The sequence below is a fragment of the Sorangium sp. So ce1014 genome, from assembly GCF_051521505.1.
Taxonomy (GTDB): domain Bacteria; phylum Myxococcota_A; class Polyangia; order Polyangiales; family Polyangiaceae; genus Sorangium.
The window spans coordinates 1,192,445-1,212,354 of the sequence record NZ_CP150356.1; the positions used below are offsets into that span (position 1 = coordinate 1,192,445).

The following is a 19,910-nucleotide window of genomic DNA, read 5'->3' on the forward strand; positions in this document are numbered from 1 at the left end:
CCCGCGCTCGGACTCCGAGTCCGGTCATGCCCCGGCCACCCTTCGAGACCCGCCGGGTGACCCTACATGTCCCCCACGAACCGTGAGCCGGCGCAGGCCCGGCCGCGGTAGCATCGTCGCCGGCTGGATGCCGTCTCCCACCTCCTCCGTAGCTCCCGCTTTCCTGCAGCGCCCCGCTGCGGATCGCTGGCTCGGTCCGTTCCGGCTGATCCGTCAGCTCGGCCGCGGCGGCTTCGCCCCCGTCTGGCTGGCCGACGAGGTCTACGAGGGACGCAAGCTCCGCGACGCTGCGGTCAAGCTCTTCTTCCTGCCGATGGGCCTCTCCCCGGGCTCGGCGGACGCCGCGCGCTGGCGCGATGCGATCCTCGACGAGGCGCGCGCCCTCTGCCGCGTCGAGCACCCGAACGTCGTCCGCTTCTATGCCCTGCACCGCGACGACGCCTGGGGCGTGGTGGGCCTCGCCATGGAGCACATCGCGGGCGTGAGCCTCGATGTCCGTCTCGCGGAGGCCGGCCCGCTGAGCTCCGATGCGGTCGCCAGGGCCGCCCTCGGCGTCGCCTGGGCGCTGGCGGCCGTGCACGGCGCCGGCCTCGTGCACCGCGACGTCAAGCCGGCCAACATCATCGAGCGCGCCGCAGCGAAAGGGGCGCGCGGCGGAGGCCAGGGCCTCGCCGCCCAGCCGGTCCACAAGCTGATCGACTTCGGCATCGTCGTCGATGACCCCGCGCTCCGGCCGCGAGGCGCCGCCGCGCCGCTCCTCGTCGGCACCCCCGGCTTCATCGCGCCGGAGATCCTGCTCGGCGGTGCGACCACCCCTGCCGCCGACCTCTACGCCCTCGGCGCCACCGTCTTGCGCCTGTGCACCGGCCAGGTCCCGCTCGACCCCGCGGGCGGGCCCGTGGCCCTCCATCCCCGGCGGCGTGCACCCCGGCTCGACGCGATCCTGCCGCCGGACACGCCCGCGCTCGCGCCGCTCGCGGATCTCACCGCGCTCCTCCTGGATCCCGATCCCCGCGCGCGCCCGCGCCACGCCGAGTGGGTCGCGCGCGAGCTCGAGCGCGTGCTCGCGCTCTCGAGCGGCGAGGTCCCGCCGCACCTCCGGCGCGCGGAGCCCGGTCCTCCGGGCGAGAGAGCCGTCCCGCACGACCTGGCCGCCTTCGACTCCCAGCCTGCGATGCCCACCGCCCCGCGCGAGATCGCGGGGCGGGCCCCGCACGTCGAGGGCCCGACCGTGCTTGTCGCGCGCCCGGCCGCGGACGTCGGGAGCCCGACCGCGCCGGTCTCGCGTCCGGCCTCGCAGGTCGACGGAGCGAGGGAGCCGACCGAGACCCTCGCGCCGCACGCGCCCTGCCTGCACACCCCGCTCTTCGGCTGCGACGACGCCCTCGCGGCGCTCGCGCGCCTCGCCGCGGAGGCGCGCGGAGGCGGGGTCCGCGCCGCGTTGATCACCGGACCGCTCGGCATCGGCCGCACCCACCTGCTCGCCGCGGCGCTCGAGCGCGAGAGCTTCGGCGCGGACCGCGTCCTGCGGGCCGCCTGCTCCCCGGAGCGGAAGAGCCCCCTCCGGCCGCTGCTCCGCGCCCTGGAGGCGCTCCCGCCGGAGGCCGCGAGCGCGCTCGGCCTGGTGGTGGACGCGATCGAGCGGGCCCTCTCGCCGAGCGTGCTCCCCGGCGCGCCCGACGCGACCGCGGCGCTGGAGGGCGTGGAGGACGCGCTGCTCTCGGCGAGCACCGAGGCGCCGCTGGTCCTCGCCCTCGACGACCTCCAGTGGGCCGACGCGCACACCCTCGCGCTGCTGCGGCTCCTTGTCGAGCGCGTGGGCGCGACGGTGGCGCGCAGGGGCGCGCAGGCGCGCCTCCTGGTCCTCGCGGCCGCGCGCGACGAGCCGAGCCCTTCGCCACCCCTGCGCGCCCTGCTCGCCGAGGCGCGCGGGCGCGCCCGCCCCGGCGCACGGCACCTCGCCCTCAGCCCGCTCGGCGACGAGGACGCCGCGCGCCTCGCCCAGGCCACGCTCCCCGTCGCGCCCGCGCTCGAGCGCGCGGTCGTGCGCGGCTCGGGCGGCGTGCCGTTCTTCATCGTGCACGCGCTCGTCGCGTGGCGCGAGACCGGCGCGCTCGTCTATCGCGGGGGCGCCTGGGAGGCCGCCGAGCCCGACCTCGCGAGCCGCGGCGTCCCGGGGGTCGCCGACCTCGTTGTCGCGCGCCTCGCCAGCTACCTCGACCCCGCGAGCGACGAAGGCCGCCTCGCCCTGCGCGCGCTGGCCGCCGTGGCGCTCCACGGCGGCGGCCTCGGCGTGGACGTGCTCACCGAGGCCGCGGGCCGCGACGACGAGGCGCTGGAGGCCGCGCTGCTCCCCCTCGTGGACGCCGGCCTGCTCACCGCCTCCGGGGCCGGCCAGCACGGGCCGGAGTACAGCTTCGTCCAGGAGATGGTGCGCCTCTCCGTGCTCAACCTGGTCCGGCCGCGCCCCTGGCTGCGCCGCCTGCACCGCGCGCTGCTCGACGCCATCGCCCGCCGCCCCACGGCGGCCGCCGACGCCGCGTTCCTGGCCTCCGGCTACGAGCGCCTGGGCGCGGCCCCGGAGGCGCGGCGCTGGCTGGGCCCGGCGATGGCGGCGGTGATGTCGGCCGGCCTGTTCACCGAGGCGGTGGAGCTCGGCGAGCGCCTCGCCGCGCTCATCGAGGATCCGGACGAGCGCGCCGCCGCCGAGATCGACGTGGTGCGCGCCCTGCTGCGCGGCAGGAAGCCCGAGGAGGCGCGGCGGCGGCTCGACGCGCTCGACGCGCGCGCGGCGGTGTTCCCCGCGCGCCGCGCCGAGGTGGCGCTGCGGCGCCGGCTCTGCCGGCTGGAGGTGGCGCGGGGCCTGCGCGACGAGGGCTACGACGATCCCGGGCTGCTCGCGGCCGCCGACGCCCAGCCCGACGAGGCGCTCCGCTGCGAGGCGCGCATGGCGCTCGCCGGCGTCGCCGTCCCCGAGCGGGCCATGGAGCTCGCGGGCGAGGCGGTGGCGCTCGCGGCGCGCGCCGGGCCGGCGCTGGAGTTCGGGGCGCGCGTGCTGCGCTTCGAGCTGAACTACGCCTCGAACCGCCGCGATCTCGCGGTGGCCGAGGAGGACCTCACGCGCGCGCTCGCGATCGCCTCGGCGCTCGGATCGCGCTGGCACAGGCTGCACATCGAGGCGGATCTCGCGGTGCTCGACGCCGAGCGCGGCCGGCTCGGCGAGGCGATCGGGCGGCTCGAGAGGATCGCCGGTCAGGCCGAGGCGGACGGCATGCGTGGCCAGCTCCGCCTCGTGCTGACCAACCTGGCCGCGTTCCTGCTACGCGACGGCCGCGCGATCGAGGCCGCGGAGACGGCCAGGCGCACGGCCGAGCTCGCGGCGGAGGCCGGCGATCCGGGGCTGCGCGCGAGCGCGCTGTCGCTGCGCGCGGACGCGCTCCGGCGCGTCGGAGATCTCCCTGGCGCGCTCGCCGCGGCCGACGAGGCCGAGGCGCTGCAGCGCGCCCACCGCGACCGCCGCCAGGCGCTCACCCTCCTGCGGCGCGCGGAGATCCTGGCCCTGGCCGGCCGCTCCGACGACGCGCTCACCGACGCGCGCGCGGCCAGGAGCGTCGCGGAGGCCCGGGCCGACCGCGATCTCGCGATGGGCGCGCGGCTGTGGGAGCTCCTGCACCTCGCGCGGCGCGGCGAGCTCGTTGTCGCGGCCCTGGAGGAGGCGGTCGCCGAGGCCGCCGGGTCGGGCGTGACGTTGCGCCCGCTCACGCTCGGGCTGATGGACGAGGCGCGGGCGTGGGTCGCCACGACGAAGCCGGCGTGAACCGCCCGGACAGGCCTCCCGGACGGCGGATCAAGCGGCCCGTGGCCGCAGGGCGGCGCTCCGTCGCCGGAGGCCCGCGGCGAGGAGGCCCGTCGCGAGGAGCGCGCCGCTCCCGGCGCTCCCGGAGAAAGCGCCCGTACCGGCCGCGTCGCACGCGCAGCCGCGGGGCCCGGGCGGCACGGAGGGCGCGGCGCGAGGCGCGGCCGGCCGCGGCGCCACCTCGCGGCCGTCGAGGGCCGCGCCGTCGCCGGAGACGATGAACGCAGCCCAGTAGAAGGGGTGCGCCGTTCCGGGTCGGGACCGCATCTCGATCTGCGCCTGCCGCATGGCCTCGACCCGGCCCCCCCCGGCGGCGAGCTTCTCGTAGTAGGCCTCCATCAGGTTGCGGGTCTCGCGGTCCTGGACCTTCCAGAGGCTCATCACCTGGGTCTCCGCCCCGGCGAGCACCAGCGCGCGCCGCAGGCCGTGGACCCCGTCCGCCCGCTTCACCTCGCCGAGGCCCGTCTCGCAGGCGGACAGCACGACGAGCTGCGTGCCGTACAGGTCCAGGCCCGAGGCCTCCAGCGCGGTCAGGACCCCGTCCTCGGGGCCGTCGTAGGGCCGGTTGGCCGAGGCGAGCGCCACGCCGGCGCGCAGCAGCGGGTTCTCGCCGGCGGCCCCGCCCGCGTGCTCGCTGTCGGGGAGGAAGAACCCGTGCGTCGCGAGGTGGAGGATCCGCGGGTGCGCCGCGCTCTTGAGCGCTTCCTCGGTCGCGCCGAGCCCGGTGAGCACCTTCGCCCCCGGGAACCGCCGCGCGATCGCCGTCGCCTCGGGCAGCGTGCCGGGCAGGGCCGGGAACGACAGCGCGCGCATGTCGATCGACCGCCTCGCCGGCGCCGCGCCGGCCGGGGCCTCGCGGCGGAAGCGCGCGTGCCGGGTCGCGTCGCCGAACTCCGGCGCCCCGATGACAAGCGCAGGCAACCCGGGTTCGGCGCGCCGCGGGTCGTGATGCCGGGCGCGGAGCAGATCGCGGCCGCTCGTCAGGTAGGTGAACGAGCTGTGCTCCAGCAGGTAGCTGCCCTGCTCGTCGACGAGCGCGCCGAAGGGGACCAGGTTGAGCTCGCCGTCGGGGCTGAGGAAGATCCAGCGGGCGCCGCCGAGCAGCGCCCGGACCGGCTGCATGACGCGCTCGTCGACGGCGCGCGCGGCGCGCTGCGGGTCACGGAGCAGCTGGGCGAAGGCGCGCCGCAGGTCGCCGGCGGCCGCGTCGATCGGCGCCGCGTCGCGGAGGTCGGCCCAGGCGACGCGGCCGTCCGAGTGGAGCACGTACGCCGCATACCGCGGCGCGCCCCAGGCGAGCGGCGCGGCGCCGCCGCGCTCGCGCACGCGCGGGCGGCGCACGACGAGCTCGACGAGCGCCGCTCCCTGCGGCAGGGCGGCGACCACGCGGTCCAGGGTGACCGGCTCGTCGTCGATCCGCAGCGGGGCGCCGCGCCGGCCGATCTCTTCCTCGAGCGCCCGCTTCTTTCGCTCGAGCTCGTCGATCGACGCGCGGAGCTCGCCAGGCTGCCCCGAGGAGGGGAGGCGGATGATGAGATCGGCGAGCCGCGACTCGACGGAGACGAGCTGCCGGAGGAGCATCGCGTCGTCGGGGCGGCTCCGGTCCCTGAGCGCGGCGATCCGGTCCGCGGCGGCGTCGAGGACCACGCCCTTGCGCCGGAGCACCGCGGTGAAGGCGAGGCGCGCCGCCTCCGCGTCGGAAGGAGCGCTGTCCGCGTGCAGCGAGAGGAGGAGATCGGTCTCGTCGCGGAGCGCGCCGGCGAGGGCGGTCCGCTGCTCCTCGCTCGCCGCGGGGAGCAGCGCGAGCGCGCGCCGGTCCTGGATGTCCGCGCCGCGCGCGAGCAGGCCCATGGCCTCGCCGATCGCCCCCTGGTCGAGCCGGTGCCGGCCGAGCCGCTGCAGGGCGCGGACGACGCGCGGATGGTCCGGGCCGAAGGCGGCCTCCTCGATGGCGAGCGCGCGCCGGTAGAGCGGCTCGGCGGCCCGAGGCTCCCCGCCCTCTTCCCGGAGCTGGCCGAGCGCGGCGAGCGCCTCCGCGACGCCCGGGTGCCTGTCGCCGAGGCGCTGCTCGCGGAGCGCGAGCGCGTCGCGGTAGGCGCGCTCCGCGGCCGCAGGATCGCCGCGCCTCAGCGCGAGATCGCCGCGGAGCATCAGGGAGGTGCTCCGTCCCACGTGACCCTTGCCGAGCGTCCTGTCGCGCAGCGAGAGCGCCCGCTCGACGAGCGGCTCGACCTCCGAGGGCTCGGCCCCTTGCAGCAGCTGGACCGCCGCGAGCCGGTCCAGCGCGGCGGCGAGGCTCGGGTGCTCCGGGCCGAGCACCCTCTCGAGGAGGCCGATCGCGCGCTCGAGGAGCGGCCGGGCCAGCGCCGGATCGCCCGCTTCGGTGTGGATGTCGGCGAGGTCCTGGAGGCAGCGCGCGGCGCTCGGGCGGTCGCCCTCTTCGCATCTCCCGCTCGATTGTCTCCGGAGGCGGTCCTCGGCGCGCCCGTGCTGCGCGCGGGCAATCTCGAGCTCCGCCAGGGTCAGGATGAAGTGATCCTGGCGGGCTGTGCCCTTCGGGAGCGCGCTCAGGAGCGCGTCGGCCCGGCCGTACTCCGCCTTCGCCAGGAGCAGGCGAGCGAGGCTGTCCAGGGCTCCAACGAATCCCTTGTAAGCCCACCGGGCATGAGCCTCTCCCCACAGCGACGTCGCGCGCGTGAGGAGCGGCTCCGCAGCGGCGTAATCGCCTTGCTTCATGCGCAGCTCGCCGAGCAGCGCGAGGGCCATCGCGAGCCGGCCGCGCTGAGCGTCGTCCTCCGGCTGCGCTGCGTGATCGCGCGCTGCCACGGCGAGCGCGCGGGCGAGCAGCGGCACGGCGCTGGAGTACTCTCCGGTCCCCATCCGCGCGGCCCCGAGATCCATCAGATCAGGGAAGATTGTCGCGTCACGTTGGACCGCATCCCCGGCGAGGCCACCGCGGTTCGATGGCCGCTTCTCGTGGGATGCGATGTCGGACTCTGCCCAGCGTGCCTCGGCTGTGTAGTCCTCGCTCATGTACCAGAGCGCGGCCGTCGTATCTCCCGGCCCGAGCACGGCGCCGCGCGGCTCGGCGGCGTGGGCGCTCGCCGCCAGCGCGAGCCAGGCCACGAGGAGCGACGTCAGGCCTCCGATCCATCCACTCCATCGGGTCATGTGTCCCGCGCCTCCACGGCCGCTGCCTGCGCTCCGCATCCTACCGCGCATCGCCCTGCCTCCTGCGAGCCATCGTTGCGCCCACCGTGCCGAGCGCGCGCCGGGGAGCCGCGAGCGCAGCTCCCCGGCGGTGAGCGCCGCGCTCATCGAGAGCGAGCTGTTCGGCCATGTGAAGGGCGCCTTCACCAGCGCCGTGTCCGAGCGCCCGGGGGCGTTCGAGGCGGCGGACGGCGGCACCCTGTTCCTCGACGAGATCGGCGAGCTGCCGCTCGATCTGCAGCCCAAGCTCCTGCGGGCTCTCGAGCGGCGCGAGGTGCGGCGGGTGGGCTCCAACGTGACGCGGCGGGTGGACGTGCGCATCGTCGTTGCCACGAACAGAAACCTCGCCCGCGAGGTGGAGCGCGGGAGGTTTCGCGAGGATCTCTACTACCGGCTCGCTGTCCTCCAGGTCGCCGTGCCGCCGCTGCGCGAGCGGCCGGGCGACATCCCGCTGCTCGTCCGTCACTTCGAGGAGGGGCTCAGGCCCCGATCCGGGTCGCAGCCGTCGCTCTCCGGGGACGTGGTGGCGGCGCTCGCGGCGCGCTCGTGGCCCGGCAACGTCCGCGAGCTGCGCAACGCGCTGGCCCGCGCGCTCGCGCTGGGCACGGCCGGCGGCGCGGGCGGCCCCCCGGCGCCGGCCGTGCCCAGCGAGGGCGCGCAGGGCCCGCCCGCGGTGGACCTGACCGAGCCGCTGCTCGCCGGCCGGGAGCGCGTGGCCGAGGCGTACGAGAGGGCCTATCTGGACGCCGCGCTCCGGCAGACGGGCGGCAACGTGTCGCGCGCGGCGGAGCTCGCGCGGGTAAACCGGAAGTTCATCCAGCGCGCGATGAAGCGTTACGGCCTGCGTGGAGACGGGGGCGCGGAGGGCGGGGACGCGGACGGGTAGGCTCCGCCCGCGGGCCGCCGCCCCTGCCGGGCACAGCCGCCAACCTCCGGCGTCGAGGTGCCCGAGGTGCTGAAGAGCCTGCTCCGCCAGACGCACCTCCGGCGCGCGCTCGGCCCCGCGGGGAAGCTCCGGTATGGCGGGCCGTTCCCGAAGAGCCTGGTGGTGAAGTTCAAACCGGTCTGACGCTCGGGAGCGGGGCCCCCCCCACGACCTGACACGCGGCGGTGACGGTGTCACGAGAGCGTGATAGCAGCGGTGTCATGGCGGCGCGACAGCGACGCGTCCGGCAAGTCAGCCGCGATGCCGCCGGAGCCCCTGATCGCGGCGCCACCACGCTCGATCGGGCGTCGCGTCCGTGATCGGGATGGATCACCGGTGCTCGACCCGCCTGGCGGCCGCGCATGGCGCGCGCGTTGCAATCGCCCCTCCGCGGTCACGCCACGACGGCGATGACCGTGACCGACGTCGAGATCGGGAGAGGGAAATAGCATGAAGAGCAAGACACTGCTGCTGGGTTCACTTGCCGCCGGCATCATGAGCGCGGGTTGCGGCGTTTCCTACGACGAGACCGTGGATGGTGAAATCGGCTCCGTTCATCAAGCGTTCGTCTCCCGTACGTGGGCGTATGCCTGGGCGCAGCAGGCGACGGGCTCGTTCACCGCGAACTCGAGCTACGCGCGAAATTCCTCCGGAGACGTCTCCGGGGAGGGAGTGGACAACACCGTCACGCAGCTCGGTACCGGCCGGTACCGCGTGCAGTTTCCTGGTATTGGCGCCAGTTCGGGCGGCAATGTCCAGGTCACGGCCTACGGCTCCGGCGCCGAGCGCTGCAAGGTGGATCACTGGAACAGCAGCGGCGGTGGCGTCAACGTCTATGTCAATTGTTTCACCGCCGGCGGGGCGGCCATCAACACCCGCTTCAGCGTCGCGTACGTCCGCAAATCGGGCACCGGCTCGTCGGACGAAGCGTACGTCTGGGCCAACGATCCGACGGCGGCGGCGTACACGCCGGACTTGACGCATCAGTTCAACTCGAGCGGCGTGAACAACACGATCGTGCGCCAGGGTGTGGGCCGCTACGCCGTCACCCTGCCGGGGCAAACCGCGGTGGGCGGGACGGTGGAGGTCACGGCCTACGGCCCGGACAGCGACCACTGCAAGGTAGCGGGCTGGGGGCAATCCGGGGACGACACGGCGGTCAACGTGCGGTGCTTCGACAGCGCGGGCGCCCTGGCGGATGGCCGCTTCACTCTCAACTTCGCGCGCTCGGCGCCGCCCAACGGCGGGCTCTCCTACAGCTACGCCTGGGCGCACGACACCGCGGCGGCGTCGTACACGCCCAGCCTCGCTTATCAGAAGGGCTTCATCTCGGGCGACGCGGGCGACGTCGAGGCCGACATCACGGCCGGGCGCACGTCCGCGGGCCGCTATTCCGTGAACCTGCCCGGCATGTCGGCAACGGGCTCGAACGTACAGGTCACGGCCTACGGAACCGGATCGGAGTACTGCAAGGTCGTGGGCTGGTCCGGTGACGGGTCGGAGACGCAGGCCAGCGTCGCCTGCTTCGACGAAGGCGGCACGTCAGCGGATACGCGCTTCGTCCTCGTGTACACGGGCGACAAATACATCATCCAGTGAGCCGCAGGGCGGGGAGGCGAGCGCGCGACGGCGCAGGCCGAAGCGCCTCGACCCGAGCCCGACGAGGCTCCGGGCGCTGCCTGCGCGGCGATCAGGCTCGCCAGTCGCCGGACCGCTGGAAGGCGAGCGTCAGGCTATCTTGGAGCACCTCGGGGTTCATGGCGAACTCCCTCGGATGAGCTGGCAGGTTGTACTCTGTTTCTCCTCGGATGTGCAGCATCGGAGCCTGGTACAAGACCGTGAGCCATGGGTGACCGATCCCCCGGCTACCCGAACCGAAGGCGCCGGGCGGCTCCCGCCCGACCGCACGGTGGAACAGATGTACATGATCGTGTACATGACGAGGATGGCGCGTCGCTACTCCGTCGCAGAAGCTCGAGCCCATCTTCCCTCCATCATTGAGACAGTGAATGTTCGCGACTTCCAGCCATTTCGGGGCCTGAAGGTCGAGAGCTGGTCGAGCAGGAAGAGACGGAAGTCGTGATATCGGCTGCGCCCTGCCCGATGACGAGACCGCCTTTCCACGGACGTCTCTTGACCACGAAACGCTGAGCCCGACTTTGGCGCCGGGGGTGCTGCACAGCTGGACGCGCACCCTCGATTGGCATCCCACGTCCACCTATCGTTCCGGGCGGAAGCGGGGAAGGGTGATCCTGAGATCCCAGTCGTACACGTCGATGCCCTCGGCTCCCTTCAGGAACCGGACGGCCCGGTACGTCGCAGGGGTCATCAGTGCCTCCACGAGACACTTGAACAGGTAGTTGGTCAGGACCAGGGAGACGAAGAGATCCCAGCCGAAGACGCCGACCGCGCTCGCGACGACGACGAAGGCGACCGTATCAACGAGCTGCCCCACCAGGGTGCTCCCGAGGGTCCGCATCCAGAGGGCCTTGCCCCCGGTGAGCACCTTCAGGCGCGCCAGCACGAGGGCGTTGGAGAGCCCGCCCATCAGGAATCCGGCAAGGCTCGCCGCGACGATGCCGCCGGAGCTCATGCCGCCGAGGATGGCGTTGTAGGCGGCCTGTCCCGCATATCCTTCCCAGGAGGAGTCGCCGGGGAGCGCCTTCAGGACGAAGAACACGAGGGAACTCGCCGCCAAGGCGACGAAACCGGTCCAGATGACCCTCCGAGCGGTCCGGAAACCGTAGACCTCGGTGAGGATATCGCCGAATATGTAGCTCACGGGGAAGAGCAGCGTCCCGCCGTCGAAGGCCATCGGGATCCCGAAGAGGGAGAAGCCCAGGTCCACGATCTTCGCGGAGGAGGCGACGTTGCTGACGACGAGGACGCAGACGAAGGCGGCGGTGACTAGATCCAGGTATCGAAAGGCACGGGGAGAGTTCATGTTCGAAGGGGCTAGGCATCATGGAAACGTGTCGGCCGCAAGGTCGATCCTGCTGGTTCCCGCACCTGCCGACCGTGGCCGCGCCACTGGACACGTCGGAGGAGCTCCGCCGTCGCCAGGCGAGGGTGGCGCCGTACTCGCGCGCCTCCAGGCGCTTCGCCCCGCTGCGCGGGCGCCTTCGGCGGCCTGGACCCGCGCTGCGCGCGGTGCCTGATCAGCACGTCGCGCAAGTAGGCCCAGGGCTCGATGCCGTGCAGCGCACAGGAAGCGATGAGCGACACGATGGTGGCGTTCCACTCGGCGCCGTCCTTGCTGCCCACGAAGAGCCGGTTCTTCCTTTTATGTGGAGCTCCACATAGGGTCCACGGACCGCCGATCCTGCGTGGATCTGGAGAGCTGTAGATACTCGCCCCGGTAGTTGAGAATGGTGACCTCTATCCCGGTGCAGACCACGGAGCCGCCGCTGGTGCAGGTGATATCGAGGTGCAGGGTAGGGCGGGCGACCTCACCCAGGCGGGGAGACGTGACAATGAGCTGCGCCTCCCCGGCCGCCAGCGCAGTGCGGGCCGACATCAGAACGAGCGCGCTGCTCAGCGTGAGCAAATGTAGGCGATGACGCAACATGGGTGTCTCTCCTCGGAGGGCTTGGATGCGGTCGGCGCCGCAAGGGTTCATCCTGCCCGCCCGCGGCAGGCCGCGCTCCGCCATGAGGCCGTCAAGCGCCGCGGCCGCCGTCTCGACGCGGTGCCGCCGGTGGCCTAGCCTCCTCGGTGCCGTGAACAGCACACCCCATCGAACCACCGCCGCCCTGGCCCGCATCACCGCAAGCGCGGCCTTCCTCGGGGGCGCCGTGGCGCTCCTCGGCTGCGAGGCGCTCCTCGGCATCGAGGACGTGTCGCTCGACCCGGGCGCAGGCGGCGGCGGCGCCGGCGCGTCCTCGTCCTCCGCCTCGACCTCGACCTCGACGCACGGCGGGGGGGCGGCCGACGGGGGCGGAGGGCAGGGGGGCCAGGCCGAGGGCGACTTCACGTTCGCCATCCAGTCGACCGGGGTCAACGTCCCGTACAACGGTATCAACCATGTCGACGTCGCGATCACCCGGATCGCCGGCTTCGATGGGCCCGTCGAGGTCGACGTGCAGGCGCCGCCTCCGGGCCTCGTCGCGGCGGCGATCACCATCCCGCCGGGCAGCAGCGCGGGCAGGCTGGAGGTCGGCGCCTCCGGCGCGCTCACGCTGGGCACCGCGTTCGACCTCGACCTCATCGCGACCTCCGGCGGGACCGCGCGCACCGACTCCGTGCGCGCCGTGGTCACGGGCAAGCCCGGCACGCTCGACGAGAGCTTCGGTCAGGCGGGCATCGCCGCCTGGAACCTCGGCTCCGACGGCGGCGGGCTCGACGACATCCGGCAGACGGCGCAGGGAAAGATCCTCACCGCCGGCAACGGCATCGGCGGCCTCGGCGGGGCCACGCTCAAGGGCTTTCGCCTGCTCGGCGACGGCGCGGCCGACGCGTCCTTCGCGGGCGGCAGCGTGGCCGACGCCTTCTGTGGGTGCACGAAATATCAGCAAATTCGCGGCATTACGCGCCTCCTGAACGGCGCCGTCTTCCTCGTCGGCCACGCCAGCGGGGACACGACGGACGACATCGCCTTCCTCCGCTACCGCGACGACGGGACCCGGGACGGCGTCGACTCGGCCAACACGGGCAAGGGCCTGATCGATCTCGGCGGCGACGAGTCTGTGGCGGCCATGGATCTGTCGCCCTCGGAGCGGCTCCTCGTGACCGGCGAGCGCGACGGCGAGCTCTTCGTCGCGGCCATCAACCCCACGTACGGCTACCTCGATCGCGACTTCGGCGCGGAGGGGTGGACCGCCCCGTTCACGGGCAGCCCGAGCGCGGGCACGGCGCTCGTCGCGGACGCGGGCGGCTCGACGCTCGTGGCCGGCTGGATCGAGGTGGACGGCGATCGCGACATGGTGCTGCTGGAGCTCACGCCGGACGGCGCGATCGGCGACCTGGAGCAACAACGGATGATTACGCGGGCCGGCCATCAGGAGCCGGTCGCCATGGCCGTCCAGCCCGACGGCCGGATCCTCGTGGGCGCCCGGAGCGTCGAGGCGGGAGCGACCGACTTCCTCGTTGTGCGCTTCGAGCCGGACGGCGGGCTCGACACGACCTTCGGGGAGGACGGGTACGCGCTCGCCGGGGTTCCGGGCGGCGTCGCGGTCGACATGGCGCTCCAGCGGGACGGCCGCATCGTTGTCGCCGGCAACGTGGGTGAGCATGCGGCCAGCCGGCCCACGCTCGTGCGCTTCTTGCCCGACGGCGCGCTCGATCCGACGTTCGGCGACAAGGGGGTGCAGGGGCTCTTCCTCGGCGAGGAGAACGCCGTTCAGTCGATGACGGTCGCTGGAGACGGCAAGCTGCTCGTGGCCGGCACGCGGCAGACGTTCCCCACGTACGGTCTTGTCGCGCGGCTCTGGAACTGAGCGGAGGCGCGCCGTCGCGGCGGCTGCCTGTCGGGCGCGCCGGACGCGGCGCCCGACAGGCAGCGTCGGATCAGAACGGCGACCCGTCGATGCGCGTGCCGGGCGAGCTGTCGCTCGCGGAGAGCGCGGTGTGCAGCGCGAAGAGCTCCCCCGGGACGGCGTCGGGGTCGCGGTTCATCGAGACGCCGTCGGTGCCGGAGAGGGTGCGGTTGTAGGTCGTGGCGTCGACCGTGGCGCCCGACGCGTCCTGCAGCGTCACCGTATCGCCGGCGTTGGCGAGATCCAGGCGCCCCGAGGAGGCGGCGACTGCCCAGCTCGCGCCGGGGGGCACGGCCGTCGAGCCGCCGTACACAACGAGGGCCGCGTCGGGCGAGAGCGTCGTTCCGGCGGCGAAGGTGTGCCGCGTCGACAAGCTGTCCGAGAGCGTCCACCCCCCGAGGTCGGCGGCCGCCGAGCCGACGTTCACGATCTCGACGAACTCGCCGGCGGTGTCGCTGCCCGGCTCGTTCGCGAGGATCTCGTTGAGGATCACGGCGGCTGTGCCCGGCGTCGGATCGACGGGGGTCGTCGTGTCCACGGGGATCAGGAAGTCGCGCACGATCCCCATGTGCTGCATCTGGCTGGCGCCGCTGTCGTCCGCGAGGGCGGGGCTGAGCTCCTCGATCGGCGCGTAGACGCGTGTGTCCGCCACGAGGCCGCTGGCGAAGCTGCTCTCGCCGATCACGACGGCGGTCTCGTGCGCATCGAGGTCGCCGTCGACGAGCACCCAGTCGTACGGCTTGTTCCTGCCGGCGTTTGTGTCCGTGTCGCCGTTCCTGTCGGCGGGGTAGGGGCCGGAGGTGACGACGACCTCCGACAGGGTCGAGAGGCACGGCTCGCTCCGGTTGTCGGTGTTGAAGTCCCCGCCGACGACCAGGTAATCGTCCTCGGGCAGGCTCGCGCGGATGCTCGCGACGAGCTGCCGCGCCTCGGCCTGGCGCTGGCTCGATCCGGCGGTCAGGAAGTGGACGCTGACGGCCCAGAGGTCGATCGGGCCGGGGATGTCGATGCGCGCCCAGGCGAAGTCCCGGTTGGGCGCCTCGCTGTCGGTCCACTCGCCGGCCTCGAGGATCGGATAGCGGCTCACGATCCCGTTCGGGATCTGCGCGCCTTCTTCGCGGTAGTAGCTGAAGGTGCTGTCGAAGGTGTCGTGCACGAAGTCGCGGAGCGCGTCCGCGCTGTTGTCGCCGTAGTTGAGCTCCTGGAGCAGGACGATATCCGGTCCGACCCCCTGGATGATGCGCTGTCCGTGGCCGGGGTCGTAGCTCTGACGCGTGCCGCTCGTGAGGTTCGCGGCCATGAGCCGGACGCGCACCGGGGGGAGCTCCTCGCCGCCGCCGGAGCCGCCAGAGCCGCCGGAGCCGCCGGAGCCGCCATCGCCGCCATCGCCGCCAGTACCGTCGGAGCCGCCGTCGCCGCCGGAGCCGCCAGTACCGCCGGAGCCGCCACTGCCAGTCTCGCCGCCGGAGCCGCCCTGGCCACCGGAGCCGCCCTGGCCGCCGGAGCCGCCCTGGCCACCGGAGCCGCCCTGGCCACCGGAGCCGCCCTGGCCATCGGAGCCGCCCTGGCCACCGGAGCCGCCCTGGCCACCGGAGCCGCCCTGGCCACCGGAGCCACCCCCACCGCCGGCGCCGCCGGCGCCGCCTGTGCCACCCCCATCGCCCTCACCACCGGCGCCTCCCCCGCCGCTGGCATCCCCGCCGCCGCCACCCAGCCCGCCGGCGCCCGCGGTGCCGCCCTCCCCGCCGGACGAGGTCGACGACGTGAGATCTTCTTCTTCAACTGGCGGCGAATCGGCTCCGCAGGCGGCTCCGGCGAGCGCGGACAGGAGCAGGAGCAGGTGCCCCACGGTCAAGGATGACGACACACGCATCTCGTAGCACCGGACCTTTCTTGGTTTCCTTTTTATGAGAGCACGAACGCGGGCGCGGCAGGTACCCTGATCGCCGGCGAGGCCCCGAGCTGCGGGACGGGTAGCCCTCTTGTCGAAGACGACCACCGAACACGCGCACGCGCCTAGCGGACGGAACGCGGGCGCCGCACAATGGCTGGCCCACCCTGACGCCCCGCCTGCGCAGCCTCGCCACCCCGCCTGCGCAGCCTCGCCACCCCGCCTGCGCAGCCTCGTCACCCTCCTGAGCAGCCTCGCCACCCCGCCTGCGCAGCCTCGCCACCCCGCCTGCGCAGCCTCGGCGCCCTCCTCTGCGCCACATTCGGTGTCCTGCGATACACTCGTTCGGCTCCTGCGCAGCCCCGCCACCCTCCTGCGCACTCCTTTCTGTATCCTGCGCAGCCATTCTGCGACGCCTGCGCCAGCCCGCCGCCCCGCCTGCGCCGTCCAGACACCCTCCTGAGCAGCCTCGCCACCCTCCTGAGCAGCCTCGCCACCCTCCTGAGCAGCCTCGCCACCCTCCTGAGCAGCCTCGCCACCCTCCTGAGCAGCCTCGCCACCCTCTCTACCCGCGGCGCGTCGCGAACCGGGATTTCCTGGCCGGATCTCTGAAACGCGGAGCCAGGCGCGATCGCAGGGCCCGCGCCGGTTACGACGCAGGCCCTGCGACCCCGGCGCTGGCTCAGTGCGATCCGGTGTACTTGAACTCGAGGATCGCCCCCGGGTTATCCAGGGCCGTCGTGGCCCCGCCGGTCGGTGAGCTCGCGTTCCCGGCGGTGTCCGTGATGATGTAGAGTGTCTTGCGGTCCGGGCTCATCGCGAGATCGCGGTAGCGGTTGGTGCTCTGGAAGTGGACGACGGGCTCGCCGACCACGGATTTCCCGTTCGCGCTCAGCTTCACCTGGTACAGCGCGCCCTTCTTGAGGGCGGTCATCAGGAGAGTGTTCCCCCACCCGGGGATGCCGTGTCCCCCGGAAGGGTAGTAGTGGAGCGAGGAGGGCGCGATCGTCGGCCAGCAGATGTACTGGAGGAAGCCGCACGCCGGGTCGAAGAAGTCGTAGTCGTTGTCGACGGTGAAGAAGGTGAGGAGCGGCTCCTTGAAATACGGGTGGCTGAAGGCGCTCTCCAGCTGCCGCGGGACGGAGGGAGGGGGCACGTAGTCGTTCCACGCGAGCGACTCGCAGGACTCCGGGCTCGAGGCCGACCAGTTGTCGTACGTGTAGGCCTGGTCGTCCTGATAGCCCGCGACGTGGGGCCAGCCGTAGTTCTTGCCGGGCTTGATGAGGTTCAGCTCGTCATCGCTCTTCGGCCCATGCTCGTTCGCATAGAGCTTGCCATCACGGCCGAACGTGAGGCCCTGCGGGTTGCGGTGGCCGTACGAATAGACATGGCTGCGGACCCCGCCGATCCACGGGTTGTCGTGCGGGATCGAGCCGTCGACGTTCAAGCGCAGGACCTTGCCGACATACGTCGACCAGTCCTGCGCCGCGACCTCGGCCGCCGTGGGCAGCGCCTGCGCGCGGATCGGGATGCACTTCCTGGCGAACTGGTTGTTCCCCTGATCCCCCACGGTGTAATAGAGCTTCCGGTCGGGGCCGAACAGGAGCCGAGCTGAGTTGTGATCGTCGCTCCCCGGCAGGCCCGTGATGACGTCGAAGGGGCTCCCGAGCGTCTCGGTCGCCGGGTCGTACGTGTAGCGGCGGATCTTCGTCCTGCGGTCCACCGCTGGACCTGGATCGACGTCATAGGTGAAGGAGACATACACGTAGTCCTTCCCCTTGCCCTTCAGCAGATCCGGGTGCAGGGCCAGGGCCAGCAGCCCGTCCTGACCCCCCGACTGGAACACCTCCGAGAGGGTGAGCGCGGTCGTCCGCACGCCGTCCTCCGGCCTCACGCGGACGACGCGCTTTCCGACGCGCTCGGTCAACCAGAGATAGCCATCCGGTCCCCAGACGATCCGCATCGGAAACGAGAGATCCCGTGTGATCTCGCGCGAAGCGAACGACGCTTCCTCGTCGGCGCACTCCTCCTCGCCATCGCCGGGATCCCCGGAGCCGATGGCCTGACCGTGCGATTCGAGCGGATCGTCCGGGAGATCCGCGTGGCCGCATCCGGCGAGCGCCCATGAAGCCGTGGTGAGCAAACCAACTTGAGTCAGGAAAACAGCTGAGCCGCGTGCGATAAATAGCGACATGCAACTACCTCACTTTTCTCTTCAAGTGACGGTGCTGACCGAATCCCGCCGCGTCAGAGCGCGGCGGGCGTGCTGACAAAGCTTCGGCGTCAAACCGGGGACCGCATGGCGTCCGGTAAGTCGTCCCCCGGTTAGAGTAAGGTCTTTACTATAGCAAGCGCCGAGCTCGCCTGCACCATCAAGGTTGATTTATGACGTCGATGGATGACACGGCGCGTGAGCGAGATGCTGAGTTCAGTGGCACGGGCGTTGCTGTGCCAGCCAGCGCACAGCGCGACCCGCGGAGGCGGTGACGAGCCTCGGAGCGATCCATGCGATCCATGCGATCCATGGCTGACAGCGAATGGCGTGACAGCGATGCTCCTGGGAGAAGGAGATGAGCTGCCGAGTTGCCAGGGAGCCCGAGAAGAGGATCCTTCTGGGGTCTACTGGCGTGCTTGGCGCCCTGGCGGTCTTCCTGTCCGGATCGCTGTCTCGGGGCAGCTGAACGTCGCGACGTGGCGTGTCGCGCAGCCCCGCGGGGATGCCGCAGCGCGGCGCTCTTACTTGGCGGGCGCCGGCGCCGAGGAGACGCCGAGCTTTTCGATCGAGCGCGGGGTCCCGAAGCCGGGGCCGCCGAGCGCCGTCTCGATCCGCTGATACACGCCCTCGCGACCCGCCGAGCGCGCGGCGTCGAGGAGGACGTCATTGCGGTAGAGCGTCACCATCAGCCCCGCCACCACCGACAGCGCGAGCATCAGGTGCTGCGCCCGGCCCGTGTCGCGCGCCCGAGGCGCCGCGGCGGTCACCTCGGTCACGTCGCGCTGCAGCAACATCGGCGCCCGCAGATCCGGCGCCCGCAGATCCGGCACCCCCGGCGGCGCGGTGGGCCGAGACGCCGCGAGCATCGCCGCGGGCGGCGCGTGCACCTCGGTCCGCGTCACGAGGTGCTGCGGCGAGCTGTCCAGCGACTCGATCGTCATCGTGCCCGCGAGCGGCATCGTGGACGACAGGCTCGACACCACCGGCGTCGGATGATCCGACTCCATGTTCCGCGACCCAGGAACGGGCGGGCGCTGCGGGCCCCGACGCGACGCGCTCGGCGGACCCTGGACCCGCGCCGACTCGGCCGGGGCCGGATCGATGCCCGCCACGACGCCGAGCGGCTGCCAGGCGGCCATCCCGGGCCGCCATATCTTCGTCGACTCGTCGATGAGGTCGAGCCGAAATAGATCGTCGAGCTTTTCCAACGTGAGCACCTTGATGTCGTCCGGCGTGACCGCGACGTGCCAGAGCGTCTCGCGATCATCGGTCACAGGAACGGGCGGCGCTGGGCGCCTGGCGGGAACGGGCGGCGCCGGGCGCCTGGCCGGAAGGGGCGGCGGTTTCATACAAAGTCCTCCCTTGCGCGCACGAGGATGCCACGGCACGAGCGCACCTGTACACACCGACATGAGGCACGGAGCGCTTTCGAGACGGTGCGGATTTTTGCAATGAATGAGGTGCGCCCCGTGGCGCTGGCAGGATCCTCGCCATGTCGGTATTCTCGCCGCCGATGGGGGCGGAGCATGGAGACATTCATGAGCACAGCGAATGAGGCGGTCGCGGCCAGCAACAGCGCTGGAGCCTCCGGCTTCCGACGCTGGATCCGGCTTGTGCCGGCGCTCCTCCTCGTCGCGAGCGCGACGTTCGTGGCGGCATATTACGTTCCGCTTCGCCGCGCTCACGTGCTCCTGCTCGAGGAGCAGCGAAAGTCGAACGAGAAGGGCAAAGACCTCGAACAGACGCTGAGCCAGGTGCGCGGAGAGCTCCAGGCAAAGACGGCGCAGGTCGAGAAGCTCGAAGCGGAGCGGCAGCAGACCGAGGCCGCGAAGAAATCGGGCCTGGAACGGGTCGAGCAGCTCAAGACCGAGCTCGCAGCGAAGCTCGACAAGCACATCAAGAAGGGGGTCGCGGCGCTCGCCGTCGCAGACGGACAGGCGTTCGTCGTGCTCCCGGAGACCGCGGTGTTCCTTCCGTACAAAGTCGACGTGAGCCCGCAGGGCCGAGCCCTCTTGTGCCAAGTCGCGAGCACCGTCGCGGCGGTCGGCCCGGCGCCGATCCGCGTCGGCGCGGTCAGCGGTCCTCCGGACCTCGTGGCGCCCGTCCTGCAGCGCGACTATCCGACGCCGTGGGCGCTCTCCGCGGCCCGGGCGGCCAGCGTCGCGCAGGCGCTCCAGGAGGCGTGCGCGGTGCCGGGAGCCCGGCTGTCCGCGGTCGGTCACGCCGAGCACGACCCCGCCGGCGCCGCGCTCGGAGAGACAAAGCTGCCCGCGGAGCGGGTCGAGATCTCCATCGCGCTGCCGGGCGGGCCGCGCGACGCGAAGTGACGGCCGCCGGGG

At 72.7% G+C, this 19,910-nt stretch carries 13 protein-coding genes; 5 read left to right on the top strand and 8 right to left on the bottom strand.

The genetic code is table 11. The features are described from left to right. The first annotated feature begins 127 nt into the window (after window positions 1–127). A complete protein-coding gene (locus WME75_RS04600) occupies window positions 128–3,817 on the top strand; it encodes a serine/threonine-protein kinase (protein WP_437486812.1) in 3,690 nt (1,229 codons plus the stop codon). A gap of 30 nt (window positions 3,818–3,847) precedes the next feature. Here WME75_RS04600 and WME75_RS04605 read toward each other — a convergent pair whose 3' ends face one another. Then, window positions 3,848–7,027, bottom strand: coding sequence for a CHAT domain-containing protein (locus WME75_RS04605; RefSeq protein WP_437486814.1), 3,180 nt, complete (start codon window positions 7,025–7,027; stop codon window positions 3,848–3,850). Window positions 7,028–7,157: 130 nt separating this feature from the next. Between WME75_RS04605 and WME75_RS04610 the strand changes: the two genes are divergently transcribed. Together WME75_RS04610 and WME75_RS04615 are read left to right on the top strand one after the other, a co-directional pair. After that, complete coding sequence (locus WME75_RS04610; RefSeq protein WP_437486816.1) at window positions 7,158–7,952, top strand: sigma 54-interacting transcriptional regulator; 795 nt, start codon at window positions 7,158–7,160, stop codon at window positions 7,950–7,952. A gap of 489 nt (window positions 7,953–8,441) precedes the next feature. Then, entirely contained in the window at window positions 8,442–9,590 is a 1,149-nt protein-coding gene (locus WME75_RS04615; RefSeq protein ID WP_437486818.1) for a hypothetical protein, read from the top strand. 91 nt (window positions 9,591–9,681) lie between these two features. On the opposite strand, the gene WME75_RS04620 is transcribed toward WME75_RS04615, so the two are convergent. The 4 genes from WME75_RS04620 to WME75_RS04635 all read right to left on the bottom strand — a co-directional run bounded on the left by WME75_RS04620 (window position 9,682) and on the right by WME75_RS04635 (window position 11,721). Then, window positions 9,682–9,810 carry a hypothetical protein gene (locus WME75_RS04620; RefSeq protein ID WP_437486820.1) on the bottom strand — a complete coding sequence of 43 codons (129 nt, stop codon included), beginning with the start codon at window positions 9,808–9,810 and terminating at the stop codon, window positions 9,682–9,684. A gap of 399 nt (window positions 9,811–10,209) precedes the next feature. Continuing rightward, entirely contained in the window at window positions 10,210–10,935 is a 726-nt protein-coding gene (locus WME75_RS04625; protein WP_437486822.1) for a queuosine precursor transporter, read from the bottom strand. Between the two features lie 11 nt (window positions 10,936–10,946). Continuing rightward, complete coding sequence (locus WME75_RS04630; RefSeq protein ID WP_437486824.1) at window positions 10,947–11,255, bottom strand: transposase domain-containing protein; 309 nt, start codon at window positions 11,253–11,255, stop codon at window positions 10,947–10,949. A gap of 19 nt (window positions 11,256–11,274) precedes the next feature. Further along, window positions 11,275–11,721: a hypothetical protein gene (locus WME75_RS04635; RefSeq protein WP_437486825.1), complete on the bottom strand. Its 447-nt coding sequence runs from the start codon at window positions 11,719–11,721 to the stop codon at window positions 11,275–11,277. Here WME75_RS04635 and WME75_RS04640 point away from each other — a divergent pair. Then, window positions 11,711–13,426 (top strand): delta-60 repeat domain-containing protein, encoded by a 1,716-nt coding sequence (locus WME75_RS04640; protein WP_437486827.1) that lies wholly within the window; start codon window positions 11,711–11,713, stop codon window positions 13,424–13,426. The two genes, WME75_RS04635 and WME75_RS04640, sit on opposite strands and share 11 nt — an antisense overlap. 70 nt (window positions 13,427–13,496) lie before the next feature. Here the strand turns inward: WME75_RS04640 and WME75_RS04645 are convergent, their stop codons facing one another. The 3 genes from WME75_RS04645 to WME75_RS04655 form a co-directional block, all read right to left on the bottom strand. Beyond that, window positions 13,497–15,332 carry a lamin tail domain-containing protein gene (locus WME75_RS04645; RefSeq protein WP_437486829.1) on the bottom strand — a complete coding sequence of 612 codons (1,836 nt, stop codon included), beginning with the start codon at window positions 15,330–15,332 and terminating at the stop codon, window positions 13,497–13,499. A 706-nt stretch (window positions 15,333–16,038) separates the two neighbouring features. After that, window positions 16,039–17,499, bottom strand: coding sequence for a glucose/sorbosone family PQQ-dependent dehydrogenase (locus WME75_RS04650; RefSeq protein WP_437486831.1), 1,461 nt, complete (start codon window positions 17,497–17,499; stop codon window positions 16,039–16,041). Between the two features lie 593 nt (window positions 17,500–18,092). Then, on the bottom strand, window positions 18,093–18,845 hold the full coding sequence (locus tag WME75_RS04655) for a DUF4339 domain-containing protein (RefSeq protein ID WP_437486833.1): 753 nt from the start codon (window positions 18,843–18,845) through the stop codon (window positions 18,093–18,095). Between the two features lie 264 nt (window positions 18,846–19,109). Here WME75_RS04655 and WME75_RS04660 point away from each other — a divergent pair, with 264 nt between their 5' ends. Next, window positions 19,110–19,898 (top strand): hypothetical protein, encoded by a 789-nt coding sequence (locus WME75_RS04660; RefSeq protein ID WP_437486835.1) that lies wholly within the window; start codon window positions 19,110–19,112, stop codon window positions 19,896–19,898. The last annotated feature ends 12 nt before the right edge of the window (window positions 19,899–19,910 follow it).

Excerpts from the sequence above, each read along its gene's own strand:
- WME75_RS04600 (WP_437486812.1), top strand. The coding sequence starts at position 128 with ATGCCGTCTCCCACCTCCTCCGTAGCTCCCGCTTTCCTGCAGCGCCCC.
- WME75_RS04605 (WP_437486814.1), bottom strand. The coding sequence starts at position 7,027 with ATGACCCGATGGAGTGGATGGATCGGAGGCCTGACGTCGCTCCTCGTG.
- WME75_RS04615 (WP_437486818.1), top strand. The coding sequence starts at position 8,442 with ATGAAGAGCAAGACACTGCTGCTGGGTTCACTTGCCGCCGGCATCATG.
- WME75_RS04620 (WP_437486820.1), bottom strand. The coding sequence starts at position 9,810 with ATGCTGCACATCCGAGGAGAAACAGAGTACAACCTGCCAGCTCATCCG.
- WME75_RS04625 (WP_437486822.1), bottom strand. The coding sequence starts at position 10,935 with ATGAACTCTCCCCGTGCCTTTCGATACCTGGATCTAGTCACCGCCGCC.
- WME75_RS04660 (WP_437486835.1), top strand. The coding sequence starts at position 19,110 with ATGAGCACAGCGAATGAGGCGGTCGCGGCCAGCAACAGCGCTGGAGCC.